Raw genomic sequence first — 25,980 nt, 5'->3', positions numbered from 1 at the left:
AGAACGGCCGGGCGCCCTGAGCGGCGCCCGGCCGTGCCGGAGAGCCCGAGATGACCGAGGTGCGGTTCTATCATTTGCAGCGCACCGACCTGACCGGCGCCTTGCCCAAATTGTTGGAGAAGGTGTTGCAGGCCGGCCAGCGCGCGCTGGTGCGCACCGTGTCGGACGCGCGCGTCGCCGACCTGGATCGACTGTTGTGGACCTATGACCCGGCATCCTTCCTGCCCCATGGTACGCCGGAAACCGGCTTCGCCGAACGCCAGCCGGTCTATGTGACGGCCGGGCGCGAGGTGCCCAACGGCGCGGGTGTGCTGATCTTGGTGGACGGCGTCGCCCCGGACCAGGATGTGGGCCAGTTCGCGCGCTGTTGCCTGATGTTCGACGGCCGCGACGAGGCCGCCGTGGCCGACGCCCGCGGCCATTGGAAGCGGCTCAAGGAGGCCGGCCACACGCTCAGTTACTGGCAGCAGGGCGACCAGGGCGGCTGGCGACAACGCGCCTGACGCCACGCCGCACCCGCCCCGACCATTTCCCATTTTCGGGTGGTATATTCTTGCGCCCCCCTCGCGCCCGCCCGGGCGGGGCGCTATGCTGCGCACGCACAGACGGGAGACGAGCATGGCATCGGCCAAGAAGAAGCAGATTGTGGTGGTCGGCGGTGGCGCCGGCGGGCTGGAACTGGTCCGTCGGCTGGGCGCCAAGTATGGCCGCGACGATCACGACATCATCCTGGTGGAAAAGAACCGCACCCACATCTGGAAGCCCTTGTTGCACGAGGTGGCGGCCGGCTCGCTCGACGCCAATATGGACGAGGTCGGCTATGGCGGCCACGCGGTGCGCTGGGGCTATCGCTTCTTCAACGGTGCGCTGGAGCGTATCGATCGGGACAAACGCCAGATCGTCACCCAACCGATGTTCGACGCCGAAGGTCGCGAAGTGGTCGGCCGCCACCATATCCGCTACGATTATCTGGTCTTGTCGGTGGGTGGCGTGTCGAACGATTTCGGCACGCCGGGCGTGGCCGAACACGCGCTGTTCCTGGAAAACCGGCGCCAGGCGGACGATTTCCGCGGTCGGCTGCTCAATGCCTGCCTGCGCGTGTCGCATTTGGCCGCCAACCAGGGTGCCGACGACGCCCGGGTGCGCGTGTGCATCGTCGGCGGCGGGGCAACGGGCGTCGAACTGGCGGCTGAACTCTACAACGCGGCGGCGGCACTGCGTCATTACGGCCTCGAAGTGTTCGACGAGAGCCGCATGGACGTGACCCTGATCGAGGCCGGGCCGCGCATTCTGCCCGCACTGCCGGAGGATATCGCCGGCGCTGCCCATGAAGAATTGGAGAATCTCGGCGTCGAGGTGCTGACCGGCACCATGGTGACGAAGATGGACGAGACCCACGTACACACCAAGGACGGGCGGGCGATCCGCGCCGATCTCAAGGTCTGGGCCGCCGGCGTCAAGGCGCCCGATTTTCTGAGCGACTTGGACCTGGAGACCAACCGGCTCAACCAGATCGTCGTTCGGCCGACCTTGCAGACCACGGTAGACGACCGCATCTTCGCGCTTGGCGATTGCGCCAGTTGCCTGCTGCCGGGCCGCGACCGACCGGTGCCGCCGCGCGCCCAGGCCGCCCATCAGATGGCCGAGACCGCGTTCGAGAACCTGAAACGCATCCAGGAAGGCCGGCCGCTCAAGGATTTCGTCTATCGCGACCGGGGCTCGCTGGTGTCGCTCAGTCGCTATTCCACCATCGGCAGTCTGATGGGCAATCTGGTCGGCGGGCGCATGGCGGTCGAGGGGCGGGTGGCGCGGTTTGCCTATCTGTCGCTGTATCGTCTGCACCTGATCGCCGTCCATGGCTGGCTGAAGGGCTGGACGCTCATCGTTCTCGGCCACGTCAACCAGATCGTCCGGCCGCGGCTCAAGTTGCACTGAGCAGCCAGCCGCGCGTGGGTCACAGGGCCCGGACGCTGCCGGGCCGGTCTCATTGGAGTATGTTGCATGTCTGCCCCAGTTTCCCTGCCGTCCCTGGGCATCGTCGGCGCCGGTGCGTTCGGTCGTTTCATGGCTCGCCACCTGGTGCCCCATTTCGATCTGGTGCTGGCCGATCCGCGCGCCGACCTGGACGCCATCGCGGGCCGCTTGGGCGCGCGCGCCGGCACCTTGGACGAGGCCGCCGCCGCCGGGATCACCATCCTGGCGGTGCCCGTCCAAGCCATCGGCGAGGTGGCACACGCCCTGGCAACCCGGTTGCCGGCTGGGGCGTTGGTGCTCGACGTGGGCTCGGTGAAGGTGAAGCCGGCCCGGCTGCTGGCCGAGGCGTTGCCCGAAACCGTCGATATCGTGTGCACCCACCCGCTGTTCGGCCCGCAAAGTGCTGCCGACACCATCGCCGGGCGCAAGATCACGCTGTGCCCGGTGCGCGGCGACCGGGCGGACGGTGTCGCGCGCTTCTGTGGCGACGTCCTGGGGCTCAAGGTGATCGAGGCCACGCCCGCCGACCATGACCGCGAACTGGCCTATGTCCAAGGCGTCACCCACCTGATCGGCAAGACCCTGTTGACCATGGCGCTCGACGATTTCGATCAGACCACGGTCAGTTACGACCTGTTGCGCCGGGCGGTGGGCTATATCGCCGACGACAGTGCGGATCTGTTCCGCGCCATCGAGTTGGAAAACCCGTTTGCGCCCGAGGCCCGACGCGCCTTTTTCGACGCCGTGCGCCAGGTGGAAAGCGTGCTCGAAGACGCTGAACACCGGCCCGGCGAGGCGGCGCCCTGACCGCCGTCCGAGGTCCGGCCGGCCTTTGCGATGGATAAGAAAAAATTGTATTGATATTTTATAGACAAGATAATATTGCGGACCGGCCATATTGCGGTACATTCGTTCGCGCTTAGATCTGGGATGTGGGGCGGATGGTCCAGCCCCCGATCAGCGAAACGGAGCCCTCCCATGGCAAAGAAACAAGCCGGCAAACCCGAAGAGAAGAAACAAGCCCAGCAGGCCCAACCGCGACGCCAAGCTGGGTCGGAGAAGGAAGTCAAGAAGCAAGCCAAACAGCGTTAAGCGCTAGGGCTTGACCGGTCCCGGCGGTGGGTCGCTCGGCCCGCCGCCGGCACATCGGGCTTGTGGCGGCTTTTGTCGCGCAGCGGTTTTCGCTAGATCTAGGCTTGGCTTAGCTTGGGGCGGCCGGCCGGAGAGCCGGTACGGCCGCCCGAACTAGTGAACAGGAGACTGCAAGCCATGACACGCCACTGGATCGCCGCCGCTCTGGTCACCGCCATGGCCGGCCCGCTCGCGTTTGCCGACGACGATGCCTTCACGCTCGCCAGCCCCGATCTGGACGAGGGCGGGGCGTTCCCCGATGCCTATTACGCCGATATCTTCGGCTGCAACGGCGACAATCTGCGCCCTGATCTGGTCTGGTCGGGCGTGCCCTCGGGCACCGAAAGCTTCGCGGTCACCATGTACGACCATGACGCGCCCACCGGCAGCGGCTTCTGGCACTGGGTGGTCTACAACCTGCCCGCCGACACCCGCGAAATCCGCGACAGCCTGCCCGCCGCCGCCGAGCAGACGGTCACCGACACCGGCGCGCCCGGCTATGTGGGCCCGTGCCCGCCGGTGGGGCGCCAGCACCGCTACACCTTCCGCGTTCACGCCCTGTCGGTGCCCAGCCTGGACATCCCCGACAATGCCACGCCGGGGCTCGCGGGCTTCTACCTCTATGCCAACACCATCGACACGGCGAGCTTCGATATGACCGCCGGCCCGCGTACGGGCGACTGAGCCGCTTGGGGCGTCTGCCGCTGGCCCCGGTGCGGGCGACCGCCCGGGCGCTCAGCGCGCCGGGTCGGCCGGCCGGGCGCCGGGCTCGGCGGCGCAGGCGCTCTGGGCCAGCGTGTCGGGCGCGCGCGTCCAGTCCTGGCTTTGGCAGAAAAACGCCAGACAGCCTTTGACCTGGGCGCTGTCGGCGCCGGTGCGGCGGATCAGGGCGCGATAGGTCTTGCCACGCTCGGCATGGTAGATCTGCCCGCGCCGCCAGCCGTCCTCGCCGCGCTCGAAGCCGTCGAGCATGACCAGCCCGAGCAGGGGGCGGTCCTGAAGCGCGGCCTCGGGGTTGGCGCGGTCGCGGCAGGCGTCGGTGGTGTCGGGGTTGAGCCAGGTCATGGTGCCGCACGGGCTGCCGTCGCCGCAGTCGCGCACGGTGATCACCGCGGCGTCATCCTCGGTCAGCCAGCGCCCATAGACGTCATGGGCGTCGATCGCGTTGTCTTGTGCGGTGGCCGCCATGGCCCCGCCGATGCCGAGAAACAGCCCCGCCGCCAGGGCACGGCACCGGCAGAGGGCAGGGCGAGAGGCTGACGGACGGTAACGGGGCATGGCCATGGCTTTCTGGTTCTGAACAACGGATGCGACTTTACATTAATCGGTATCAAGGGAAAGGGCTTTCGGCGCTGTCCGTGGACAGGCGGTCGGGGCTCTGGTGTCTCGCCGTGGCGGCGCGGCGGGCGGGGGCGTGTGGCGGCGGCGTGCGGATATGCTATAGGCTGGGGACCTGGGCCGGGTCGGCGCCAAGCGGAAAGGGTTGCCCATGCATGTGGTCATCGTCGGCGGCGGACAGGCCGCGCAACAAACCATCGCCTCGCTTCGCCAGGGCGGCTTCGACGGCCGGCTGACCCTGGTCGGCGACGAGCCGGTCTTGCCCTATCAGCGTCCGCCGCTGTCCAAGGCCTATATGTTGGGCGAGCTTCCGGCCGAGCGCCTGCCGCTGCGCCCCGAGCCTTGGTATACCGAGCGCCGGGTCGACCTGTTGCTCGGCCGCCGGGTCACCGCCATCGACCGCAGCGCGCGCCGGGTGCAACTCGATGACGGCGGCGCGCTGGCCTATGACCGGCTGGTGCTGGCCACCGGCGCCCGGCCGCGGCCGTTGCCGGTCCCCGTGGCGGCGCCGGACGCGGTGTTCGACCTGCGCAGCCTGGCCGATGTGGAGGGCATTCGCGCCGGCCTGCAGGCCGGGCGGCGTCTGGTGATCGTCGGCGGCGGCTATATCGGCCTCGAAGCGGCGGCGGTGGCGCATAGCCTGGGGCTCGACGTCACCGTGCTCGAACGCGCCGAGCGGCTGCTGGCGCGCGTTGCCAGCCCCACCTTGAGTGAGTTTTATCGACAGCAGCACAGCCGGCGCGGCGTCGCCATCCGCACCGGGGCGCAACTGACGGCGGTCGAGGCCGGCGGCGACGGGGGCCTTGTCACGCCGGTGCTGGCGTCGGGCGAGCGCCTGGCCGCTGACTTGGTGTTGACCGGCATCGGTATCCTGCCCAATGCCGAGATGGCGGCCGAGGCCGGGCTCGACGTGGCCGAAGGCATCGTCGTCGACCGCGACGCGCGCACCAGCGACCCGCTGATTTTCGCCGCCGGCGACTGCACGCGCCGGCCGCTGGTCCACCATGGCGGCCATGGCCGGCTGGAGAGCGTCCACAATGCGGTCGAGCAGGGCAAGCTGGCCGCCGCCGCGATCCTCGACCAGCCGCGCCCGGCCGAGGACTGCCCGTGGTTCTGGTCCGACCAGTACGACTTGAAGCTTCAGATCGCCGGGCTTGCCGCCGGTTCCGACCACACGGTGGTGCGCGGCGAGCCCGAGGCCGGCCGCTTCGCGCTGTTCTATTTCGCCGGCGACCGGCTGCGCGCGGTCGAGGCGGTCAATTCAGCGCCGGAATTTCTGGCGGCGAAGAAGCTGATCCCGGCCGGTGCGCGGCTCGACGCGACGGCGGTGGCCGACACCTCGGTGAAGATGCGCGACCTGGCGGCAGCGGCCCTGGCGGCGGCTTAAGCCCGGCGCGTCGGGCTTAGATCCAGCGCCGGACGCGCGCGCAATAGGCGTCGAAGTCGGCGGGGAAGCGGCGCCGGGCGGCGGCTTCTTCCACCGCCACGTACCAGCGGTCGCAGACCAGCCAGAACAGCGCCACGACGGCGAGCCCCCAGGCGGTATTGGCGATCACCGCCACCCCGGCGAGCGAGATCACCAGGCCCAGATAGATCGGGTTGCGGCTGCGCGCGAACACGCCGCGGGTGATCAGATGGTCGGGGTCGTGGAACGGGTGGATGGTGGTGCGCGCACGGCGGAACTCATAAGCCGCCAGCAGCTTGAGCAGACCGGCCAGGGCGATCAGCGCCAGCCCGGCCACCAGCATGGTGCGCGCCGAAGCCCCCGGCGCCAGCGCCAGGTCGGGCAGCCCTAAGGCCGGTGCCAGGCGGGCCAGGCCAAAGATCAGCCCGGCGCACAGAAACCACAAAACCGGCGGGATCAGCCATCGCATGGCGTCATGTCTCCTCTCTTGGCTTGGACACGGCGCGGATGGTCGGGCGCGGGCGGCGCGAATGCAAGTCCCGCCGCTCCAGGCGGGCCGCCGCTGGCACCGGTTCACGTCTGACGGATCGTGTCCGGCGCGCTCTCGCCGGTCCCGCACAGGCCGGCCCCGCACAAGACGGGGGCGCGGACCGCGATCAGCCGTGCGCGACGCTGCGGCGACCGGCGCGGCGGCGCACGGCCCGGGTCACGCCGACGGCGAACAACAGCGCGACGCCCGTACCGCTGATCGCGAACGACAGCGGCAAAACCGGCGCGCCGGGGAGCAGGTCGCCGGCGTCGAAGCGGACGCCATGGACCAGCATCTCCACCGTGCGCCAGAGCGCGCCGGCGACGATCAGCGTCACGCCAAGGGGCACCGGGCGGGGCAAGCGCGTCATTGTCGGCCTCGTCTGCGTCGATCCATCATGGGCTCGACATTGCCCGACGGATGCGGCGATTTCGTGACCGCCGGGCCCGATCCTTGTCCGGGGGACGTGCACCCGAGCGGCGCCGGTCTTGCGTGCCGGCAGGCTTTTGCACCGCGGCGGCGATCGTGTACAAGGCGAAGAAACCCGCCCGGCGCCCGTGTCATGGCCCGCCGGGATTAGGCAAGGATCGAGCCCGACAGCGGGCCCCGGGCGGCGACGTCGCCCGGCGAAGGGAAGGACCAAGGCGATGAGCAGGCATGCTCCCAGCCCCGATGCGGCGGCCAAGGACGGTAGCGAAGGCGGCGGCCCCACCAAGGACACAAACCCGCCGGCCGCGTCTAAGCCGCGCATGACCGTGCCGCGCTTCCGGGCGCGCAAGCGCGGCGAACCGCTGGTCTGCCTGACCGCCTATACCTATCCCATGGCGCGGCTGCTCGACCCCTTGTGCGACCTTTTGCTGGTCGGCGACAGCCTGGCCATGGTGGTGCATGGGCTGGACAGCACCGTGCCGCTCGATCTCGATCTGTTGCTCGCCCACGCCCGCGCGGTGCGGCGCGGCGCGGAAACCGCGCTGATGGTCGTCGACCTGCCGTTCGGCAGCTATGAGGCGTCGCCGACCCAGGCGTTCGAGACCGCGTGTCGGGTGATGAAGGAAACCGGCGCCCAGGCGGTCAAGCTGGAAGGCGGGACCGCCCAGGCCGCCACCGTGCGCTTCCTGGTCGACCGGGGCATTCCGGTCATGGGCCATGTGGGTCTGCGCCCGCAGAGCGTCCACCTCTATGGCGGCTACGGCGCCCACGGCCGCAACCGCGAGGATTGGCAGCCGATCATCGACGACGCCTATGCGGTCGCCGATGCCGGTGCCTTCGGTGTGGTGGTCGAGGGGGTGGCCGAGCCCTTGGCGCGCGAAATCACCGAGGCGCTGGCGGTGCCGGTGATCGGCATCGGCGCGTCGGCGGCTTGCGACGGGCAGGTTTTGGTGATCGACGATATGCTCGGCATGTTCGACCGCGCGCCCAAGTTCGTCAAACGCTATGCGGCGCTTGGCGACGAGATCACCCGGGCGGTCAGCGCCTATGCCGAGGATGTGCGCGCACGCCGTTTTCCCGGGCCCGACCAGACCTATGGTCTCAAGGACGATGGCGGCCGCTCCTAGCCGGGCGGTTGCCGCTAGAGGGGTAGTCAAGGCCCGAGAAATGGGTTAGGGCGCTGGATGACTTTGGGCGCCGGGGCAGGCTTTTGCCGTCCGGCGCCGCTTTCCTGACGGTCACCGTTGGCGGCGCCGGCCTGATGCCGGGCGGGGGTTTTGCATGTCCGATATTTTTCGCGAGGTCGACGAGGAGGTCCGCAAGGACCAGACCGTGGCCCTGCTCAAGCGTTATGGTCCGATCTTAGGCATCCTGGCGGTGCTGATCGTCGCCGGGGTTGCCGGCTGGCAGATCTGGCAGAGCCAGCGCGAGGCGCAATTGCGCGCCGCCAGTGATCGCTATGTGAGCCTGGTCGAAACGCTGGCCAGCGCCGATGCCGGTGCGGTCCCTGAGGCGGTGGCCGAGGCCGAGCTCGATGCCGGCTATGGCGCGCTTTTGAGCCTGCGCATGGCGGCGGCGGACCTGGCGGCCGGCGACGCGACCGCCGCGGTGGCGGTCTATGACCGGCTGGCGGCTGGCGGCACCGAAGATCCGGTGATGCGCGATTTCGCGCGGCTTCAGGCGGCCCGTGCCCTGTTGTCCGACGGCGATACCCAGGCGGTGGCCGACCGGGTGATCGTACGGCTTGAACCCCTGTCGGGCGGCACCGGTGTGATGGCCGGCGCGGCGCTCGAACTCCTGGCGGTGGTGCATATGGAGCTTGGCGACTGGGCGGCGGCCGAAGCCTATCTGGAGCGTCTGGGCGAGCTTGATCTGCCCGGCTTCGGGGTGCAGCAGCGGCGCGGCGAGTTGATGGCGTTGGTCCGGGATGCTCAGGCCGCGATGGCGCCCGAAGGCGCAGCGGCGGAAGACGCTGCACCCGCTGGGGACGTGGAAGCCCCCGGGGCGGACACCGGCCCCACCGACGAGGCGACCCAAGGCGCTTCCGGGCAAGAAGGCGGCGAGGGTTCCGGCCGATGAGCGCACGGCGTGGGGTTTTGGTCGCCTGTCTGCTGCTCGCCGCGTGCGGCGGGGGCGATGAACAAGAGGTGGAAATCCGTGGCTTGCCCGAACCGATTTCGGGCGACCGGGTGCCGGTGCTGACCACCGACCAGAAGCTGGAAGTGGACGCCGAGGCGGCCGACGAACGGGTATTCCTGCCCCGGCCCTACCGCAACCTGCACTGGCCGCAGCCGGGCGCGGTGCCGTCCCATGCCATCTATCACCTGGCGCTGCCCCAGGGGCTTGACCTGGCCTGGCGCGCTGATATCGGCCGTGGCGAGTCGTTCGATACCCGCCTGATCGGCGAGCCGGTGGTCTATGGCGAGCGCGTGTTCACCATCGACACCCACGCCCAGATCACCGCGTTCGCGACCGCCGACGGCCGCCAGCTCTGGCGCACCCAGATCACCCGCAAGGGCGAGCCCGACCGGTTGGGCTTCGGCGGCGGCGTCGCCTATTGGCAGGGGCGGATCTATGCCGCCACCGGCCACGGCATCCTGGCCGCCCTCGACGCCGAGACCGGCCGCGTCGACTGGCAGTTCGACGCCGGCGTGCCCATGCGCGGCGGTCCGACCGCGCGCGACGGCCGGGTGGTCGCGGTCACCCATGACAATCAGATCTTCGCGCTCGACGCCGAGACCGGCGAGGTCTTGTGGGAGCAATTGGGCCTGGCCGAACAGGCCGGGGTGATCGGCGCGTCGAGCCCGGTGCTCACCGACGACACCGCCATGGTGGCGCTCAGCTCGGGCGAGTTGAACGCCTATCGGGTCGAGAACGGCACCGTGGTCTGGCAGGACGTGCTCAGCCGCACCCGCCGCATGACCCCCCTGGCGACGCTCAGCGACATCGACGGCCACCCCGTCGTCGACCGCGGCCGGGTGTTCGCGATCAGCCATTCCGGCCGCATGGTGTCCATCGACCTGCGCTCGGGCGAGCGGATTTGGGAAAAGAATCTGGGCGGCGTCAGTACCCCTTGGGTCGCCGGCGACAATATCTATCTGGTTACGACCGATAACGAAGTGGTGGGCATGACCCGTGCCGGCGGCCGTATCCGCTGGGTGACCGAGTTGCAGCGCTTCGAGGACCAGGAGAAGCGCGAAGGCATTATCCGCTGGACCGGGCCGGTGTTGGCCGGCGACCGGCTGGTGGTGGTGTCGTCGCACGGCTATGCCCTGACGCTGTCGCCCTATACCGGCGAGGTGCTGTCGGCCCGGTCGTTGCCCGCCGGTACCACGGTGGCCCCGGTGGTCGCCGACCAGACCCTTTATATTTTGACCTCCGAAGGAGAGCTGCTCGCCTTCCGGTAATCCGCCGGTGGGGCCGGGCAGTCCAGTGGACCCCATGACCGAGACAGCGTCTCCGCCCCTTATCGCCATCGTCGGCCGGCCCAATGTGGGCAAGTCGACCCTGTTCAACCGTCTGGTCGGGCGCCGTCTGGCGCTGGTCGACGACACGCCGGGCGTCACCCGCGACCGCCGCGAGGGCGAGGGCCGGTTGGCCGATCTGCGTTTTCGTCTGGTCGACACCGCCGGGCTGGAACAGGGCGGACCCGGCAGCCTGGCCAAGCGTATGCACGACCAGACCGCCGCCGCCGTCGATCAGGCCGATTTGGCCTTGATGATGATTGACGCGCGCGCCGGCGTCACCCCGGCCGACGAGCATTTCGCCGCCTGGCTGCGCGAAAAATCGACGCCCACCGTGCTGCTGGCCAACAAGTGTGAGGGCGCGGCCGCCGACAGCGGGGTGTACGAGGCCTATGCGCTGGGGTTGGGCGAGCCGATCGCCGTGTCGGCCGAACATGCCGGCGGCATGGGCGAGCTTTATGACGCCATCCGCCAGGCGCTCGGCGACGCTGCCTTGATCCCCGAAGACGACGGCCTTGGGCCGGCCGACGATGACGATGACGGCGAGCCGGAAGAGGGCGATCTCGACTTCGAGTTCGACGACAGCGAAGGCGAGGCCGAACGCGCCCGGCCGCTGCGCCTGGCCATCGTCGGCCGGCCCAATGCCGGCAAGTCGACGCTGATCAACCATCTGGTCGGCGAAGACCGGCTGATCACCGGGCCCGAGGCCGGCCTGACCCGCGACGCCATCGCGGTGCCCTGGGAGTGGGACGACCGGCCGATCATGCTGTGGGACACCGCCGGCCTGCGCCGCCAGAGCCGCGTGCAGGAAAAGCTCGAAACCCTGTCGGTGGCCGACACGCGCCGGGCGATCCAGTTCGCCGAGGTGGTGGTGCTGTTGATCGACGCCACCCTCGGGGTCGAGAAGCAGGACCTGAAGATCATGCGCGACGTGGTCGACGAGGGCCGCGCCCTGGTGGTGGCGCTCAGCAAGTGGGATCTGGTCGAAGACCGGCTGGCGGTCCAGCGCCAGTTGAGCGACGCCCTGCAACGCTCCATGCCGCAAGCGCGCGGGGTGGCGACGATCACCCTGTCGGGGCTGACCGGTCAGGGGGTCACCAAGCTGATGCCGGCGGCGTTCGAGACCTATGACGACTGGAACGCGCGCATCCCCACCGGCGAGTTCAACCGCTGGCTGACCGCGGCGGTCGACACCAACCCGCCGCCGGCGCCCGGCGGCCGCCGCATCAAGCTGCGCTACGGGGCCCAGATCAAGAGCCGTCCGCCGACCTTCGTGCTGTTCTGCAACAAGCCCGAAGACCTGCCGGCCAGTTACATGCGCTATCTGGAAAACGAGTTGCGCCGCGACTTCGACCTGCCGGGGGTGCCGCTGCGGCTGTACCTGCGCAAGGGCGAAAACCCCTATGCCACCGGTCGGCGCACCGCGCGCGAACGCAAGGCCAACAAACGCCGCGGCTGACGCCTACAGACCCTGTCGTGCCCGCCGCCCCAAGGCGGGGCGGCAATCCCTTGGGCGTTGGCCGGCCGGGCCGCGACCCGGGCGGGTCCGGCGGTTCACCGCCGGCGGCGATGGGATTGCGTCGCGGCGCTCGCGAAGACCGGCGAGGGCGACGGCGCGGGGCTATTCAAGGCGCGACGCCGTGCGGTGTCGGCATGTTCCCGCCTTAGCCGGGCGGCGCCAAAGCGGCGCGTGCCGGGGCCGTCGGGAAGGCTCCCCAGCGGCATCGCAAAACGCCCCGCGTCGACCCTTTCGGGCCGAAGTCGCGGGGCGCGCGCGTGTTCATCTGTGTAGTTACTTGTTCGGTCGCTCGGTGGCGGCTGCGCGCGTGCGCAGCGCCGCCGTGCGGCTGTGGTCAGCTGGCCGCAGCCTGGCTCGATTTGCCGGTGTCGGCGGTTGGGCTGTCGAGCAACGCCTTGTTGCTGCCACCGGTGCTCGACACTTTCTTGCTGGTGTCGCTGCTGGCGGTCAGCTTGGCCGGCGCTTCGGGTTCGCGGCTGGCGTAGATCACCTTGCCGGTTAATTGCGCGCCGGCTTCCACCGACAGGGTCTCGTGGAAGATGTCGCCGTCCACATGGGCCGACTTTTCAAGCCGCACCTGCTTGGCCTGTACCTTGCCCTCGATGCGGCCCTTGATCACCGCGCTGTCGGCGTCGATCGAGCCCGACACGCTGCCGTTTTCGCCCATGGTCAGGCTGCCGCACTTGATGTCGCCTTCCACCTGGCCGTCGATCTGCAGTTCGCCGGCGGTGGTCAGATTGCCCTGAATATGGACGTCGGCGCCGATGATCGACGGGCTGCCGCCGCCGACCGTGCGCGTGGTTCGTGAACCGGTCCCCATGGTGCTAGCCGTTTTCTCGCTTTTGGATTTGGAAAACATCATCTGCTGCCTCGATGAATGGTTTGGGATCGCGCGGTTCGCCGTCGAACCAGACCTCATAGTGCAGATGGGTACTGGTCGAGCGCCCGGTGCTGCCCATCTCGCCGATCCGGTCCAGACGCTCGACGCGCTGACCCGCCTTCACGTGTAGTTTGCGCATGTGGCCGTATCGTGTCCGAAAGCCATTGCCGTGGTCGATCTCGACCATCCAGCCATAGGGCCAGTTCTTCTCCGCGGTCACCACTTTTCCCGGCGCCGGGGCGAAAATGTCGGTACCCGGCCAGCCGGCCAGATCAAGCGCATAGTGGGTCGAGCGGCGCTTGGTGAACGGGTCGATGCGCGTGCCGAACCCGCTGGAAATGTAATACTCGCCTTCCTTCACCGGGATCGCGCTTGGGATCGCGGCGACGGCGTCGAGCACGGTTTCAAGATGCTGCTGGGCATCGAAGGCGGCGCGCAACGCTTGCCGGTCGCGACCGGCCTCGCTGTCTGCGCTGCCGCCGCCGAGTGTTTTGGGCAGGGCGCTCGCCGGGCCGTCGGTTTCGATCAACGGTCCGCCGACGCCGGGCGAGGGCAGACCGCGACCGGCTTCGGCCATCTGCTGGGTGGTCAGTTCCATCAGCCGTTCAATGGGCGTGCCGGTGCTGGCGATGACGCCCATGATCCGGTCGATGCGGTCCTGGGCGTTGCGGGCGATCTCGTTGGCCTGAAACGTCTGCGCGCGTTCGATCCGGTCGAGACGCGCCGAGACTTCCTGCTGCAAGCGGTCGGACGGGTCGCGGGACAGACCGGTGGCGGCATGGGCACCAGCGCCGCCGAACAGCCGGCTAAGCGTGTCGCCGTCGGCCGGCGGCTGGGGCTTGGTGCGCGGGACGATCGCACCGTCGCCGACGGCCGGCTCGGTGTCGCTCGGGGCGCCGTCGTCACCCGTTGCCGGGGAGGACGGGGCAGGGGAGGCGTCCGCTGCCGGGGCCGAGGCGTCGGCAGGGGCGACCTCGGTCTCCAGGCCGGCCTCGATCGGGGTCGCGGCCGGGTCCTGTAGCACCAAGGGGTCGGTGCCGAGCACCTGTTCGAGGAAGCGTTGCCGCTCTTCGAGCCGTTCGGCGCGGTCGAGCAATTGCGAGCGCAAGTCCGACACCTCGCCGGTCAGCCCGCCATAGGCCCGGCGCATCTCTTCGATGCGGGCGTTCTTGGCGTCCAACTCGGCGTCGCGGCCGATCAGTTTCAGCGACGAATAGCCGGTCCAGCCGACGAACAGAATCAACGACGCCGTGCCCAGCAATTGCACACGGGTCGGCAGGCGCACATAGGAGACATTACCCTGCGCCCGGATCAACAATTGGCGTTCCGGAAAAGCCCGAAGTATCAGCTTTCCAATACCGCGCCGCTCGCCTGAGATCGACATGGTAAATAAACCTCAAAGATTGAGCGGTCATTTTCATTAAATTCGCGTCACGACAAGTCCTCGTCGATGACGCCTTTCAACGCTCGGGTGCATTAAGCCTGTCGCCCCCCTCGCCGTCAACAGCCGCGACAATGAAAGGCGCGCAAAACATCCCTTACCGCCGTGGGACGGCAATCTTTGTTTGTCAAATGATCGCCATTGATCGCTAGGGCGACGCGTGTCGCCGCGACCGGTGGCCGCTGCCGCGCGCCGCTGCCGCGCGCCGCTGCCGCGCGCCGCTGCCGGGTCAAGGCGGGCGGGGCTGTGCGACGGGCGGCTGTGCGGGGGCGCGGTTCCGGGCGCAGCAGAACGCCCGAAAACGCCACCGGGGCTGGAAAACGCGACCGGGGAAACGAGTCGGGGGCGCCCAGCGCGCGGCTCAGGCGAGCGCTTTCGCGGCGTCGAGCACCGCTTCGGCGTGGCCCGGCACCTTCACCTTGCGCCACACCCGGGCGACGTTGCCGTTCCGGTCGATCAGGAAGGTGGCGCGCTCGATGCCCATGGATTTGCGCCCATACATGTTCTTTTCGACCCACACGCCATAGTCTTCGCAAACCGTCGCCTCGGCGTCGGAGGCCAGCGGGATGCCCAGATTATGCTTGGCGCGGAACTTGCCGTGCTTGGCCACGGTGTCTTTCGAGACGCCGACGATGGCGGTGTCGGCGGCCTTGAAGGCGTCGAGATGCTCGGTGAAGGCGATCGCCTCCTTGGTGCAGCCGGGCGTGTCGTCGCGCGGGTAGAAGTAGAGCACCAGCTTGGTGCCCTGGAAATCGGCCAGGCTGACCTGACCGCCGGTGTCGTCGGGCAGGGTGAAGGCGGGGGCGGCATCGCCGGCTTCTGGGGCCATCGGCGTCTCCTTTGGATGTCGAGAGGGTTTCTTGTGGCTGTCCAATCTCTTACGCAGCGACCCCTAGGATCCGATCATAGATTTCGCGCACTTGCTCCAAGGATCGGGCGAGGCGCGCCGACAGGGCGTCGAAATCGTCGGCGCCGGTGGCCTTGACCAGCACCGCCTTGAGGTCGGCGGAGAAGTCGGCCTCGATCCGGTCGTCGTCCAGGCACAGCCGGATCACGCTTTGAACCGCGTGTTGCAGGCGGTAGGCGTCGACCAGCACGGCGGCGGCGTCAGCCGACAGCGCGCCGATCTCGGTCAACCGCTCGATCATGTGCTTGAGGTTGGGCGACACCACTTCGGGGTGCGCGTGGGCGTGGACCAGCACCAGATATTGGACCGCGAATTCCATGTCCAACAGCCCGCCTTGCGCGTGCTTGGGCGACCAGGGCGAGCGGTTGGGAAACTCCTTGGCCAGCTTGTCGCGCATGGCCAGGGTGTCGGTGCGCAACGCCTCGGCGTCCCGGGCGCGGCCGAGCGCGTCGGTGAGGATGTGGTTCAGGTCCGCGTTCATGGCCCCGGGCGCGGTGACGATGCGCGCCCGGGTCAACGCCAGATGCTCCCACGCCCAGGCGTCTTCGCGATAATAGGCGTCGAGGGTGGTCAGGTGCACGGCCAGCGGCCCCTGCCGGCCCTGCGGGCGCAACCGGGTGTCCATCTCGTAAAGCCGGCCCTCGGCGGTCATGGCGGTGACCGCGATCACCAGCGCCTGGCCCAGACCGCTGAAATAGCGCGACGGGCCGACCTGGCGCGGGCCGTCCGACTCGCTCAAATGGTCGTCGGCGCGGTAGACCAGCACCACGTCCAGGTCGGACGTGAAGCTCAATTCGCGGCCGCCATACTTGCCCATGGCGATCACCGCGAGCCCGCCGCCGGCGATGCGGCCGTAGCGCTCGGCATAGTGCGCTTCGACCACGGGCAGAAGCGCGCGCAAGGTGGCGTCGGCCAGGTCGGTCAGGCTGGCGGCGGCGTCCTCCACCGTGGTCAGCGCCTCCAGGATGTGCACGCCGACCTGAAACCGCCGCTCGGCCAGCCAGCGCCGGGCGCTCTCCAGCGCTTCCTCATAGTCGGGCGCGCGTGCCAGCACGGCGGCCAACTCGGTCTCCAGGGCGTCGGCGTCGGCCAAGGGCTCGTAAAAGCCCGGGTCGAGCACGGCGTCGAGCAGGGCCGGGCGCTTGGCCAGCGTGTCGGCCAGCGCCGGCGCGGTGCCCATCAGCCGCGCGATCAGCTTCATCAACTGCGGCTGGGCCTGGAACAGCGAGAAGATCTGCACGCCCGCCGGCAGGTTGGCCAGGAAGGCGTCGAAGCGCACCAGGGCGCGGTCGGTGTCGGCGGTGGCGGCGAGCGCGTCGGTCAGCGCCGGCAAGACCTGGGCCAGCAAGCGACGGGCGCGGTCGGTGCGCAGGCAGCGATAGCGGCTGCGCCGCCACTGTTCGACGATCTGCTCGGCCTTGTCGGGGTCGGCGAAGCGCGTGGTGTCGAGCCCGTCGCCGCCGGCCGGGGTCTCGCCGCGCGGCAACAGCGCGTCATAATGGGCCTGGACGGTGCGCAGATGGCCGAGCAGCGCGGCCTCGAAGCCGGCGCGGTCGTCGAAGCCGGCGAACAGGGCGATCCGGTCGAGCCCGGCGTCGTCGCGCGGCAGGCTTTGGGTCTGCTGGTCGTCGACCATCTGCACCCGGTGTTCGACCATGCGCAGGAAGCCATAGGCGGCGACCAGCTCGTCGCGGACCGCAGGCGCCAGCCGGCCGGCCGCCACCAGCGCGTCGAGGGCGGCGACGGTGGCGCGCGGGCGCAGGCTCGGGTCGCGGCCGCCGGCCAGCAACTGGTTGATCTGGGCGTAGAACTCCACCTCGCGGATGCCGCCGGGGCCGAGCTTGACGTCGAAGCCCGGCAGGGTCAGCGCGCGCGCGCCATAGTGGCGCTGGACCTGGTCCTTGATGGCGTGGATGTCTTCCAGCGCGGCATAGTCGATGCTCTTGCGCCAGACGAACGGCCGCAGCCGGTCCAGATAAGCCTCGCCGGCGGCGATGTCGCCGGCCACCGGGCGCGCCTTGATGTGGGCGGCGCGCTCCCAGTTGAGCGCCATGGACTGATAATAGGTCTCGGCCGCCGCCATGGACAGGGCGACCGGCGTCGAGCCCGGGTCGGGGCGCAGGCGCAGGTCGGTGCGGAACACATAGCCCTCGCCGGTGCGCTCTTCCATGATCTGCACCAGATCCTTGGTCAGGCGCACGAACAGGTCGCCGGGCAGGGTGTCGCCGAGCGGCCGGACCGTCTCATTGTCCCACAAGACGATCAGGTCGATGTCGCTGGAATAGTTGAGCTCGCGCGCGCCGTGCTTGCCCAGCGCCAGGACCACATAGCCCGAACCGCGGCACAGCGCCGGCGTTGCGGGTGCGTCCTCCCTGCCGTCGGGCCAGGGCAGGCGGCCGCGGCGCATGGCCCGACGCAACAGGTGCGCCACCGCCAGGTCGAGCGCCAGGTCGGCGAAGTCGCTCAAGCCGGCGGTGACGCGCGCCAGATCCCACGCGCCGGTCACGTCGGCATGGGCGATCAGCAGCGCAAGACGCGCCTTGGCGTTGCGCAACAGGGCCATGAACCCGCGCCGGTCGTCGATCTCGGGCGCCCGCGCGGCCAGCGTCTCCAACATCTCGGCGCACAGGGCGTCGGGCGCTTCGGTCGCCACCCGGGCCATGAACGCCGGGTCGCGGCGGATCAGCCGGGCCAGGAACGGACTGTTGCCGGCAAGCGCGGCGATGCCGGCGCGCGCGGCCGGGTCGAGCGACCCAGATGCACGGGGGGCGTCGGGCTCGGCGGCGTCACAGGATTGCGCGATGGTGTCGGCCACCAACGCGACCATCTCGTCGGCGCGGTCCGGCTGGCTTGGGGCTGGCGGGCATGTCATGTAGAGAAACCTGAAGCCTTGAAACGGGCGCATTATGTGCGCAGGGAGCGGGGCGAAGACGCAACGCCATCTTTTGTGTGGATCATCCATGGCGCTTGTCAAAGCCTGTTTTCGTTGCACCCTTTGGGGGCTCGCCGGGGTCACCGGGGTGGCTGTGCTGGCCGCCTTGGCGGTCGCCGTGCGGCTGGCCTTGGGGCCTATGGTGGTGCCGTGGGTGACGCCGCGTCTGGCCCAGACGCTCGACGACGCGCTGCCCGGTTGGCAGGTGGATGTGGACCGCACCGTGCTGTCCTATCGCGACGGCCTGGCCGGACTGGCGCTCGACCGGGTGACCTTGGTGGCGCCGGGCGACGGCCAGGTGCTGCGCCTGCCACGGGTCGGCATGACCTTGCGCATCCGGCCGCTGCTATCCGGTCGCGCCGAGGTCGAACGCATCGAACTGGTCAACGCGGCGGTCGACATCCTTTGGTCGGCGGCGCGCCTGACCGCACCGGCCGATGCCCGCCCGACGGATGCCGGATCGTCTGACGCCGGCGCAACGGGGGGCGGGTCGACGGGACCGTCGGGGCGGGAGCCGACGCAGGCCGCGAGACTGCCGGCCTTGACGTCGCCCCAGGGGCGCGGCGACAGCGGCCAGGCGGTGCTGGCGCTGATCCGCGATCTGGCCGACCTGGACCCGCTGAACGGCGCCATGCCGTCGCTCGACCGGGTGCGCATTCGCAACGCCGCGATCCGGCTGCTGGAACAGGGCAGCGGCGCGGCCTGGCACATCACCGTCGACCGCGCCGACCTGCGCCGGCGCGGCGCGCGGCTGACGGCGCGGGTCGCCGGCGAGGTGCGCCCCGCTGTCGCCGACCGGGCGACGCCGTTTTCGCTGTCGGCGGGGCTCGCGGTGGGCGCCGGCTTGCGCGACCTGGATGTGACGGTGAGGCGCTTTCGCCCCGACCGCTTCGCCGCCGGCATCCCCGAACTGGCCGGCCTGGCGGGCGTGGCGGTGCCGGTGGCGCTCGCTGCCCGGCTTGACCTGGCCGATGACGCGCCCCCGGAACTGCGCCTGACCGCCGAGGGCGGGCCCGGGCGCATGGCGATCGCCGGGCTCTACGACACGCCCTTGCCGGTCGCCCATGTGCGGCTTCGCGCGCGCCTGACCCCGGGGCTGCTGGCGCTCGACGAGGCGGCGCTGCGCTTTGCCGGCACCGACCTGTCGCTGTCGGGCCGCGTGCGCGCGCCGCTCAGCGACCGACCGGGGGTCAGCCTCAAGGGCGGCTTCACCCGGTTGAGCGTCGCCGATCTGGTGCGCTACTGGCCGGCCGGTCTGGCCGCCGGCGGGCGCGACTGGATCGCCGAGAACATCTCCGCCGGTCATGTCACCGACGCCGCGCTGAGCGTGGCGATCCCGCGCGCCGCCTGGGAGGCGGCCGCCTTGCCCGCCGACGCCTTGGGCCTCGACTTCGGCTATGAGGGCCTGGTGACCACCTATATCGACGGTCTGCCGCCGGCCGAGGCGATCAGCGGGCGCGGCCGCCTGACCACGCGCGACCTGGACCTGGCGCTGGACACCGCGTTCATCGACGGGCGCGACTTCGCCGGCTCGCACGTCTATCTCTACGATTTCGACGCGCCCATTGAACGCGCGCGGGTCAGCCTGACCACCGACGCCGATCTGGATGCGGTGCTGGCGCTGGTGGACCGGCAGCCGCTCGGCTATCCCTCCGAGATGGGCATCGACCCGGCCCAGGTCTCCGGCCGCGCCCAGACCCGGGCCGAGTTGGCGTTTCCGCTGCTGTCGGACCTGTTGATCGACGACGTTCAAGTGGTGGTGGACGCGGATCTGAGCGATGTACACCTGCCCTTGATGGCCGCCGACGGCGCGCTCGACGATGGCGAGCTGAGCTTGCGGGTCACCAATACCGAGTTGGCGCTCGAAGGCACCGGCCGGGTCCGGGGGCTGCCGCTCGACCTGGCCTGGCACGAGGATTTCGAGCCCGCGCCCGGCGAACCCACCACCCGCTACGATCTGGCGGGCGCGTTGACCGGCGAGGCGTTGGCGGGCTTGGGGCTGAGCGTCGACGGCGCATTCGAGGGCTCGGCACCGTTCACCGCGCGGCTGACCGGCGCGGACGGCGGCGTCTCGGCGGGCGACGTGGAGGTGGAGTTGACGCCTGCCTCACTCACCCTCGACCCGCTCAATTGGGCCAAGCCGGTGGGGGTGCCGGCGCGGGCGACCGCGCGGCTGGTCCTGCCCGCAGCCGGCGGCGTGACCGTCGAGCGCCTGGTGCTCACCGGCTGGACGCTCGACGCCGCGGGGGCGTTGCGCCTCGACGGCGACGGTCGGGTGGCGTGGGCGACGCTCGACCATTGGCGCTCTCGCGACCAGGACATCGCCGCGCGGTTCGGGCGCACGCGCGACGGCGCGCCATGGTTGGAACTGACCGGTCGGCGGATCGATCTGCGTGGGGTGTTGCCGCGCGGTGTGCCGGACACGGAATCGCGGGCGCCGAACGGCGCGGCCGACGGCTTGCCCGCGCGCCTTGACGTGGCCGTGGCCGCCGACCGGGTGCTGGTCGCCAACGCCATGAGTTTCATCGACCTGACCGTGGCGGCGCATCGCGATGCCGGGCTGTGGACCGTTGCCGACATCGGGTTTACCGCCGGCGAGGGCCCGGCGCGCGTGGTCCTGTCGCCGCTGCCGGACGCGCGCCGCCAAGTGCGCCTGGACGCCGCCGACACCGGTGCGCTGCTGCGCGGGCTGGGGTTGTTCGCCAATGTTCTGGGCGGGCGCTTGCAGGGCAAGGCGACACTCCGCCGGCAGGCCGGCCAAACCCTTGCCGAGGGCGAAGTGACCGTGCGCGATTTTCGCCTGCTGCGCACCGAGACACTGGCCGAGCGGATCGATACCGGCACGGCGGGCGACCTGTCGGACCTGGTCGGCCCCGATGGGCTGCGCTTCAAGCGGCTGGTGCTGCCGTTCCGCGCCGATCCGACGGTGATCGACTTTTCCAAGGTGATCGCCAACGGCCCGCGCCTCGGGGTCACCATGGAGGGCGAGGTGGCGCGCGACATGAGCCGGCTCAATGTCAATGGCACGCTGGTGCCGCTCTACCGACTGAACGCGATCCTCAACCGGATTCCGCTGGTCGGCGACTTTCTGTTGGGCGGCGAGGGCAAGGGGCTGTTTGCGCTCAACTACCGCATCTCGGGTCCGATGGACGACCCGCAGGTGAGCATCAACCAACTGTCGGTCCTGGCGCCGGGCCTGCTGCGCCGGTTGATGGACGGACCGAAGGGCCGGATCGACGATCTGGAGACGGCCGAGGACGCCCCGCCGCCGGCCGCGCAGACCGAGCAGGCGGCGCACCCAAACGCTGCCCCGCCCAAGACATCGCCGGCCGAGCCGCCCTCCGAACCTCAGAGCGAGCCCGAGCCGCCGCACCCGTCGGTCGCCACCCCCGACGCCGATGCCGGCGACCCGGACGCGCCGGCGCAAGGCCTGCCCGCCGATCCGCCCGGCGCAGAGCCGCGTGCGGCACCCGACACGGACGCGCCAGCGGCGGCGGGGCGCGGCGCTCGATGAGTTGGCGGGCGGTGCTGTGGCTGTGGGCGTGGCTTGGCGCGCTGGCCTTTGGCGGCGGGGTGCGCGCGGACGACGGGGCCGCGGAGCCGCCGCGCTATCTGGCGCCGGCGGCCGAGCGCGCGGCGCTGGTCGCGCATCTCGACCGGCTGAGGCGCGCCGAGCACTCGGACGCCAACGCCCGGCGGATCGCGCTGATCGAGGCCAATCTGGCCCGCCGGGCGCAGCTGCCGGATGATTTGGGCCGGCGCTTCGTGCTGGTGGATATCGCGGGCTTCGCGGTCAGCCGCCACGGGCCCGACCCTGGCCAGGTGGTGCGTCACCGCGCGGTGATGGGCCGGCGCGATCATGCCACCCCGGCGTTCGCCGACCGCATCGAGTATGTGGTGTTCAACCCCGCCTGGGAGATGACCCGGTCCATGGCGGCGGCGGAAATCCTGCCCAAGCTGCGCGCCGATCCGGGCTATCTGGCGCGTCACGGCTATCACCTGCTGCGCGGCTGGCGCGACCCGGTGCGCGTCGACCCCGAAACGGTCGACTGGCAGGGTGTCGACCCGGGCCGCTTTCCCTATCGTGTGATCCGCGCGCCGCTCGGCGGCAACCCCTTGGGCCGGGTCAAGATCATGTTCCCCAACGCCCACCATATCTACATCCACGACACGCCCGAGCGGTGGGATTTCAACCGCGCCGAGCGGGCGTTGAGCGCCGGCTGTGCGCGGGTCGAGGCGGCGTTGGCGCTGGTGGAATGGCTGCTGGCGCCGCAGGGCTGGCGCCCGGCCGAGACCGCCGCCGTGCTGGCCGGCCGTACGCCGCAGCGGGTCGATCTGGCCGCCCCGGTGCCGGTTTATCTGGTCTATTGGACGCTGCGGGTGCGCGCCGACGGCCGCTTGGAGGGCCGCGACGACCTTTATGGCCGCGACCCGGCCGGCGCGGCTGGCGCCACCGGGGTGGACGACAGCGGCGCCTGAGCGGTGCCGCTGTCGCGCTGTCTGGCGCTGAGGGGGGCGCTCAGGCGCCGGCCGGGCGGACCACGGCGTGGCGTTTCTTGCCCGCCGACAGCTTGAGCCCGTCGCCCGGCAGGGCGTCGGCGGTCAGGCGATAGTCTTCGCCCACAGGCTGGCCGTCGACCCGCGCGCCGTTCTGGGCGATCAGCCGGCGCACCTCTTTCTTCGAGTCCGCCAGCCCGGCTTCGACGAACAGGTCGAGCACGCCGACGCCGTCCCCGGCCAGCCGCTCGGGCGTCAGTTCGAGGGTCGGCAGGGCGGCACCGGCACCGCCGGCGGCGAAGGTGGCTTGGGCGGTTTCCTCGGCCGCGCGGGCGGCATCGGGGCCGTGGGCGAGCGTCGTCGCGGCATTGGCAAGCACGCGCTTGGCGTCGTTGACCTCCTGGCCCTCCAGCGCTTCGAGCCGGGCGATTTCGTCGAGCGGCAGGTCGGTGAACAGGCGCAGGAAGCGGCCCACATCGGCGTCCTGGGTGTTGCGCCAGAATTGCCAGTAGTCATAGGCGCTCAGCCGGTCCTCGTTGAGCCACACCGCGCCCTTGGCGGTCTTGCCCATCTTGGCGCCGTCGGCGTTGGTGATCAGCGGGCTGGTTTGGCCGAACAAGTGCCGGTCGTCGAGCCGGCGGCCGAGTTCCATGCCGTTGACGATATTGCCCCACTGGTCCGAGCCGCCCAGTTGCAGGACGCAGCCGTAGCGCCGGGCCAGTTCGACAAAGTCGTAGGCCTGCAGGATCATGTAGTTGAATTCCAGAAAGCTGAGCGGCTGTTCGCGCTCCAGACGGCTTTTCACGCTGTCGAAGGTGAGCATCCGGTTGACCGTGAAGTGGCGGCCGATGTCGCGCAGGAACGGGATGTAGCGCAACTCGTCCAGCCATTCGGCATTGTCCACCAGGATCGCGTCGGTGGGGCCGTCGCCGAAGCTCAGGAACTTGTCGAACACGCGCCGGATGCCGGCCTTGTTGATCTCGATCTGTTCGTCGGACAGGAATTGGCGCTGTTCGTCCTTGCCCGACGGGTCGCCGATCTTGGCGGTGCCGCCGCCGAGCAGCACAATCGGCTTGTGGCCGTGGCGTTGCAGCCAGCGCAACTGCATGATCGACACCAGGTGACCCACATGCAGGCTGTCGCCCGTGGGGTCGAAGCCGATATAACCCGTCACCCGCTCGGCTTGAAGCTTCTGGTCGAGCCCCTCGGGGTCGGTCGACTGGAACACGAAACCGCGAGCGGTGAGTTCCTGCATCAAGGGGGAACGCGGCTGGGTCATCGGCTTACTCATGCGTTGGGGGATGAAACGAAAAAAGCGGCGTCTGCCGCGCCCGTCAGGGGTTGGCAACGCCGCAGTGCCGTGTAGCATATCCCTTGAATGGCAACAACGCTGTCACAAGGCCCCGTTTCGTTCATGTCCGCACCCGGCCGCCGGCCCACAGTCCCCGCCCGTCCTGACGCTTTCCGCCTTGGGTCTCACCCCTTTGCCCCGGTGCCTCCGGCCCCCCCCGATCCCGGTCTCGGCCCCCGTCCCGATCTCTTTCCCGGTGGCGGTTGGCCGGCCAGTGCCGCGTCGCCGTCCCGGCCGTTTTCGATCCCGCCCGCGGGCTCGGCGTCGGCGAGCCGGCCGGGCCAGCGCGCCGCGACCCGGCGCCAGGGCGCGCTGCGCGCCATCGGCCTGATGTCGGGCACCTCCCAGGATGGCGTCGACGCCGCGGTGGTCGAAACCGACGGCCGCGCCATCACCGGTCTGGGGGCGTTTATCAGCCGGGCATACCAGCCGCGCCTGCGCGCCGCCCTGGCCGACGCGGTGCGCGCCGCCGCCAAGCCCGGCGCCACGCGCGACGGGTTCGCCGATATCGAAGCCCGCATCACCGACGCCCACGCCGGGGTGGTCGAGGAGCTGTTGGCCGAGACCGGGCTCGGCCCGGCCGATGTGGATGTGGTCGGCTTCCACGGCCACACGCTGTTGCACCGGCCCGACCGCCACCTGACCTGGCAGGTGGGCGACGGCGCGCGGCTGGCCGACCGGCTCGGCATCCCGGTGGTCAATGACTTTCGCAGCGCCGACATGGTCGCCGGCGGGCAGGGCGCGCCCCTGGCGCCGCTCTATCACGCGGCGCGGCTCGCCGGCGATGGCGCGCCCGCCGGCGCTCCGCGTCGGGCGCCGGGCGCGCCGTGGGTGGTGGTCAATATCGGCGGCGTCGCCAATGTCACCTGGGTGGCGCCGGCGGCCGACGGCGGCGAGCCCGAGATCCTGGCCTTCGACACCGGGCCGGGCAACGCGCTGGTCGACGATTGGGTGCGCCTGCACACCGGCCGCGCCTATGACGATGGCGGCCGGTTCGCCGCCTCGGGCGAGGTGCACAGCGGTGTGCTGACGCTGATGCTCGACCACCCCTATCTGGACATGGCGCCGCCCAAGTCGCTCGACCGCAACGATTTCGCGCTCGAAGCGGTGCGCGGGCTGAGCCTTGAGGACGGTGCCGCGACGCTCAGCGCGTTCACCATCGAGACCATCGTCGAGGCTCAGGCGCACATGCCCCGGCCACCCGGCGCCTGGTATGTGACCGGCGGCGGCCGGCACAATCCGGTCCTGCTAGGCGGGTTGGCGCGGCGGCTGCCGGTGATGGTCGAGCCCGTCGACGCGCTCAACTGGCGCGCCGACGCGCTGGAGGCCGAGGCGTTCGGTTTTCTGGCCGTGCGCCACCTGAAGGGCCTCTATACCAGCCTGCCGGCGACCACGGGGGCTGTGCAGCCGGTGGTCGGCGGCCGCTATCACGCGGTCGGCTGACGCGGGCGGTCGGTCAGACCGCGGGCTCGGCGAGCCGGCGGTCGAGATAGGCGCCGACCGTGGCGTTGAGCCGGTCGAGCCTCTCCTCGTAGAAGTGGCCGGCGCCCTCGATCACCTCATGGTCGATGGTGATCGCCTTTTGTTGGCGCAGCTTGGTGACCAGCTTGGATACCGCGCTTGGCGGCACCACATCGTCGGTGGCGCCGTTGACGATCAGCCCGGAACTGGGGCAGGGCGCCAGGAACGAGAAGTCGTAATTGTTGGCCGGCGGCGACACCGAGATGAAGCCCTGGACCTCGGGCCGGCGCATCAGCAACTGCATGGCGATCCAGGCGCCGAACGAAAAACCGCCGATCCAGGCGCCCTGGGCGTTGGGGTAGAAGGTCTGCATCCAGTCGAGCGCCGAGGCGGCGTCGGACAATTCGCCGGTGCCGCCGTCGAATTCGCCCTGGCTGCGGCCGACGCCGCGGAAGTTGAAGCGCATGACCGCGAAGCCGCGTTCGGCGAACGCGTGATAAAGCATGTACACCAAGCGGTTGTTCATGGTGCCGCCATATTGCGGGTGCGGGTGCAGGATCAGGGCGACCGGCGACGTGGCGCTGGCACCCGCCTTATGGCGCCCTTCCAGGCGGCCATCGGGACCGTTGAAAATAATGTCTGGCATGGATATGGGGCGTGTGAAGACCTAAATGGGAAAACCGGTGGGCACAAAACCCACATGAGACTCCAATTTCTATATA

The 25,980-nt window shown here is 70.0% G+C and carries 21 protein-coding genes; 12 read left to right on the top strand and 9 right to left on the bottom strand.

Features of this window, described 5'->3' with window-relative positions:
- The first annotated feature begins 50 nt into the window (after positions 1-50).
- The 4 genes from EV659_RS01630 to EV659_RS01615 all read left to right on the top strand — a co-directional run bounded on the left by EV659_RS01630 (position 51) and on the right by EV659_RS01615 (position 3,789).
- Entirely contained in the window at positions 51-503 is a 453-nt protein-coding gene (locus tag EV659_RS01630) for a DNA polymerase III subunit chi (protein ID WP_132706850.1), read from the top strand.
- A 115-nt stretch (positions 504-618) separates the two neighbouring features.
- The gene (locus tag EV659_RS01625; protein WP_132706849.1) at positions 619-1,935 is read left to right on the top strand and encodes an NAD(P)/FAD-dependent oxidoreductase; all 1,317 of its coding nucleotides are present in this window, start codon (positions 619-621) and stop codon (positions 1,933-1,935) included.
- A gap of 66 nt (positions 1,936-2,001) precedes the next feature.
- Positions 2,002-2,781, top strand: coding sequence for a prephenate dehydrogenase/arogenate dehydrogenase family protein (locus tag EV659_RS01620; protein ID WP_132706847.1), 780 nt, complete (start codon positions 2,002-2,004; stop codon positions 2,779-2,781).
- 462 nt (positions 2,782-3,243) lie between these two features.
- Positions 3,244-3,789, top strand: a complete 546-nt coding sequence (locus tag EV659_RS01615; RefSeq protein WP_132706845.1) for a YbhB/YbcL family Raf kinase inhibitor-like protein — start codon at positions 3,244-3,246, stop codon at positions 3,787-3,789.
- Positions 3,790-3,840: 51 nt separating this feature from the next.
- On the opposite strand, the gene EV659_RS01610 is transcribed toward EV659_RS01615, so the two are convergent.
- Positions 3,841-4,293, bottom strand: coding sequence for a DUF2147 domain-containing protein (locus EV659_RS01610; RefSeq protein WP_165878647.1), 453 nt, complete (start codon positions 4,291-4,293; stop codon positions 3,841-3,843).
- A gap of 301 nt (positions 4,294-4,594) precedes the next feature.
- Between EV659_RS01610 and EV659_RS01605 the strand changes: the two genes are divergently transcribed.
- Positions 4,595-5,830 (top strand): NAD(P)/FAD-dependent oxidoreductase, encoded by a 1,236-nt coding sequence (locus EV659_RS01605; RefSeq protein ID WP_132706841.1) that lies wholly within the window; start codon positions 4,595-4,597, stop codon positions 5,828-5,830.
- Positions 5,831-5,846: 16 nt separating this feature from the next.
- On the opposite strand, the gene EV659_RS01600 is transcribed toward EV659_RS01605, so the two are convergent.
- Together EV659_RS01600 and EV659_RS01595 are read right to left on the bottom strand one after the other, a co-directional pair.
- Complete coding sequence (locus EV659_RS01600) at positions 5,847-6,317, bottom strand: methyltransferase family protein (protein ID WP_132706839.1); 471 nt, start codon at positions 6,315-6,317, stop codon at positions 5,847-5,849.
- Positions 6,318-6,504: 187 nt separating this feature from the next.
- Positions 6,505-6,747 carry a hypothetical protein gene (locus EV659_RS01595; protein ID WP_132706838.1) on the bottom strand — a complete coding sequence of 81 codons (243 nt, stop codon included), beginning with the start codon at positions 6,745-6,747 and terminating at the stop codon, positions 6,505-6,507.
- A 379-nt stretch (positions 6,748-7,126) separates the two neighbouring features.
- On the opposite strand from EV659_RS01595, the gene panB reads away from it, so the two are divergent.
- The 4 genes from panB to der all read left to right on the top strand — a co-directional run bounded on the left by panB (position 7,127) and on the right by der (position 11,729).
- A complete protein-coding gene (gene panB / locus EV659_RS01590) occupies positions 7,127-7,933 on the top strand; it encodes a 3-methyl-2-oxobutanoate hydroxymethyltransferase (protein ID WP_420877594.1) in 807 nt (268 codons plus the stop codon).
- A gap of 154 nt (positions 7,934-8,087) precedes the next feature.
- Positions 8,088-8,885 carry a tetratricopeptide repeat protein gene (locus EV659_RS01585; RefSeq protein WP_132706834.1) on the top strand — a complete coding sequence of 266 codons (798 nt, stop codon included), beginning with the start codon at positions 8,088-8,090 and terminating at the stop codon, positions 8,883-8,885.
- Positions 8,882-10,213, top strand: coding sequence for an outer membrane protein assembly factor BamB family protein (locus EV659_RS01580; protein WP_132706832.1), 1,332 nt, complete (start codon positions 8,882-8,884; stop codon positions 10,211-10,213). The genes EV659_RS01585 and EV659_RS01580 overlap by 4 nt, the downstream gene beginning before the upstream one ends.
- A gap of 34 nt (positions 10,214-10,247) precedes the next feature.
- On the top strand, positions 10,248-11,729 hold the full coding sequence (gene der / locus EV659_RS01575; protein ID WP_132706830.1) for a ribosome biogenesis GTPase Der: 1,482 nt from the start codon (positions 10,248-10,250) through the stop codon (positions 11,727-11,729).
- Positions 11,730-12,123: 394 nt separating this feature from the next.
- Here der and EV659_RS01570 read toward each other — a convergent pair whose 3' ends face one another.
- The 4 genes from EV659_RS01570 to EV659_RS01555 all read right to left on the bottom strand — a co-directional run bounded on the left by EV659_RS01570 (position 12,124) and on the right by EV659_RS01555 (position 17,889).
- Positions 12,124-12,609, bottom strand: coding sequence for a bactofilin family protein (locus EV659_RS01570; protein WP_165878646.1), 486 nt, complete (start codon positions 12,607-12,609; stop codon positions 12,124-12,126).
- 4 nt (positions 12,610-12,613) lie between these two features.
- Entirely contained in the window at positions 12,614-13,984 is a 1,371-nt protein-coding gene (locus EV659_RS01565) for a M23 family metallopeptidase (protein WP_132706826.1), read from the bottom strand.
- 487 nt (positions 13,985-14,471) lie between these two features.
- On the bottom strand, positions 14,472-14,939 hold the full coding sequence (gene bcp, locus EV659_RS01560) for a thioredoxin-dependent thiol peroxidase (RefSeq protein ID WP_132706824.1): 468 nt from the start codon (positions 14,937-14,939) through the stop codon (positions 14,472-14,474).
- Between the two features lie 49 nt (positions 14,940-14,988).
- Positions 14,989-17,889 carry a bifunctional [glutamine synthetase] adenylyltransferase/[glutamine synthetase]-adenylyl-L-tyrosine phosphorylase gene (locus EV659_RS01555; RefSeq protein WP_165878645.1) on the bottom strand — a complete coding sequence of 967 codons (2,901 nt, stop codon included), beginning with the start codon at positions 17,887-17,889 and terminating at the stop codon, positions 14,989-14,991.
- Positions 17,890-17,977: 88 nt separating this feature from the next.
- Here EV659_RS01555 and EV659_RS01550 point away from each other — a divergent pair, with 88 nt between their 5' ends.
- Together EV659_RS01550 and EV659_RS01545 are read left to right on the top strand one after the other, a co-directional pair.
- Entirely contained in the window at positions 17,978-21,463 is a 3,486-nt protein-coding gene (locus tag EV659_RS01550) for a YhdP family protein (RefSeq protein ID WP_165878644.1), read from the top strand.
- On the top strand, positions 21,460-22,428 hold the full coding sequence (locus tag EV659_RS01545) for a L,D-transpeptidase family protein (protein ID WP_132706818.1): 969 nt from the start codon (positions 21,460-21,462) through the stop codon (positions 22,426-22,428). The genes EV659_RS01550 and EV659_RS01545 overlap by 4 nt, the downstream gene beginning before the upstream one ends.
- A 40-nt stretch (positions 22,429-22,468) precedes the next feature.
- Here EV659_RS01545 and tyrS read toward each other — a convergent pair whose 3' ends face one another.
- Positions 22,469-23,725, bottom strand: a complete 1,257-nt coding sequence (tyrS, locus tag EV659_RS01540) for a tyrosine--tRNA ligase (protein ID WP_132706816.1) — start codon at positions 23,723-23,725, stop codon at positions 22,469-22,471.
- Positions 23,726-24,040: 315 nt separating this feature from the next.
- On the opposite strand from tyrS, the gene EV659_RS01535 reads away from it, so the two are divergent.
- A complete protein-coding gene (locus EV659_RS01535; RefSeq protein ID WP_424511434.1) occupies positions 24,041-25,240 on the top strand; it encodes an anhydro-N-acetylmuramic acid kinase in 1,200 nt (399 codons plus the stop codon).
- A 13-nt stretch (positions 25,241-25,253) separates the two neighbouring features.
- Here the strand turns inward: EV659_RS01535 and EV659_RS01530 are convergent, their stop codons facing one another.
- Entirely contained in the window at positions 25,254-25,904 is a 651-nt protein-coding gene (locus EV659_RS01530) for an alpha/beta hydrolase (RefSeq protein WP_132706813.1), read from the bottom strand.
- Positions 25,905-25,980: the final 76 nt, after the last annotated feature.

It is taken from the genome of Rhodothalassium salexigens DSM 2132, from assembly GCF_004341375.1.
In the GTDB taxonomy this organism is placed as follows: domain Bacteria; phylum Pseudomonadota; class Alphaproteobacteria; order Sphingomonadales; family Rhodothalassiaceae; genus Rhodothalassium; species Rhodothalassium salexigens.
This window is presented reverse-complemented; position numbering and strand designations above follow the sequence as displayed.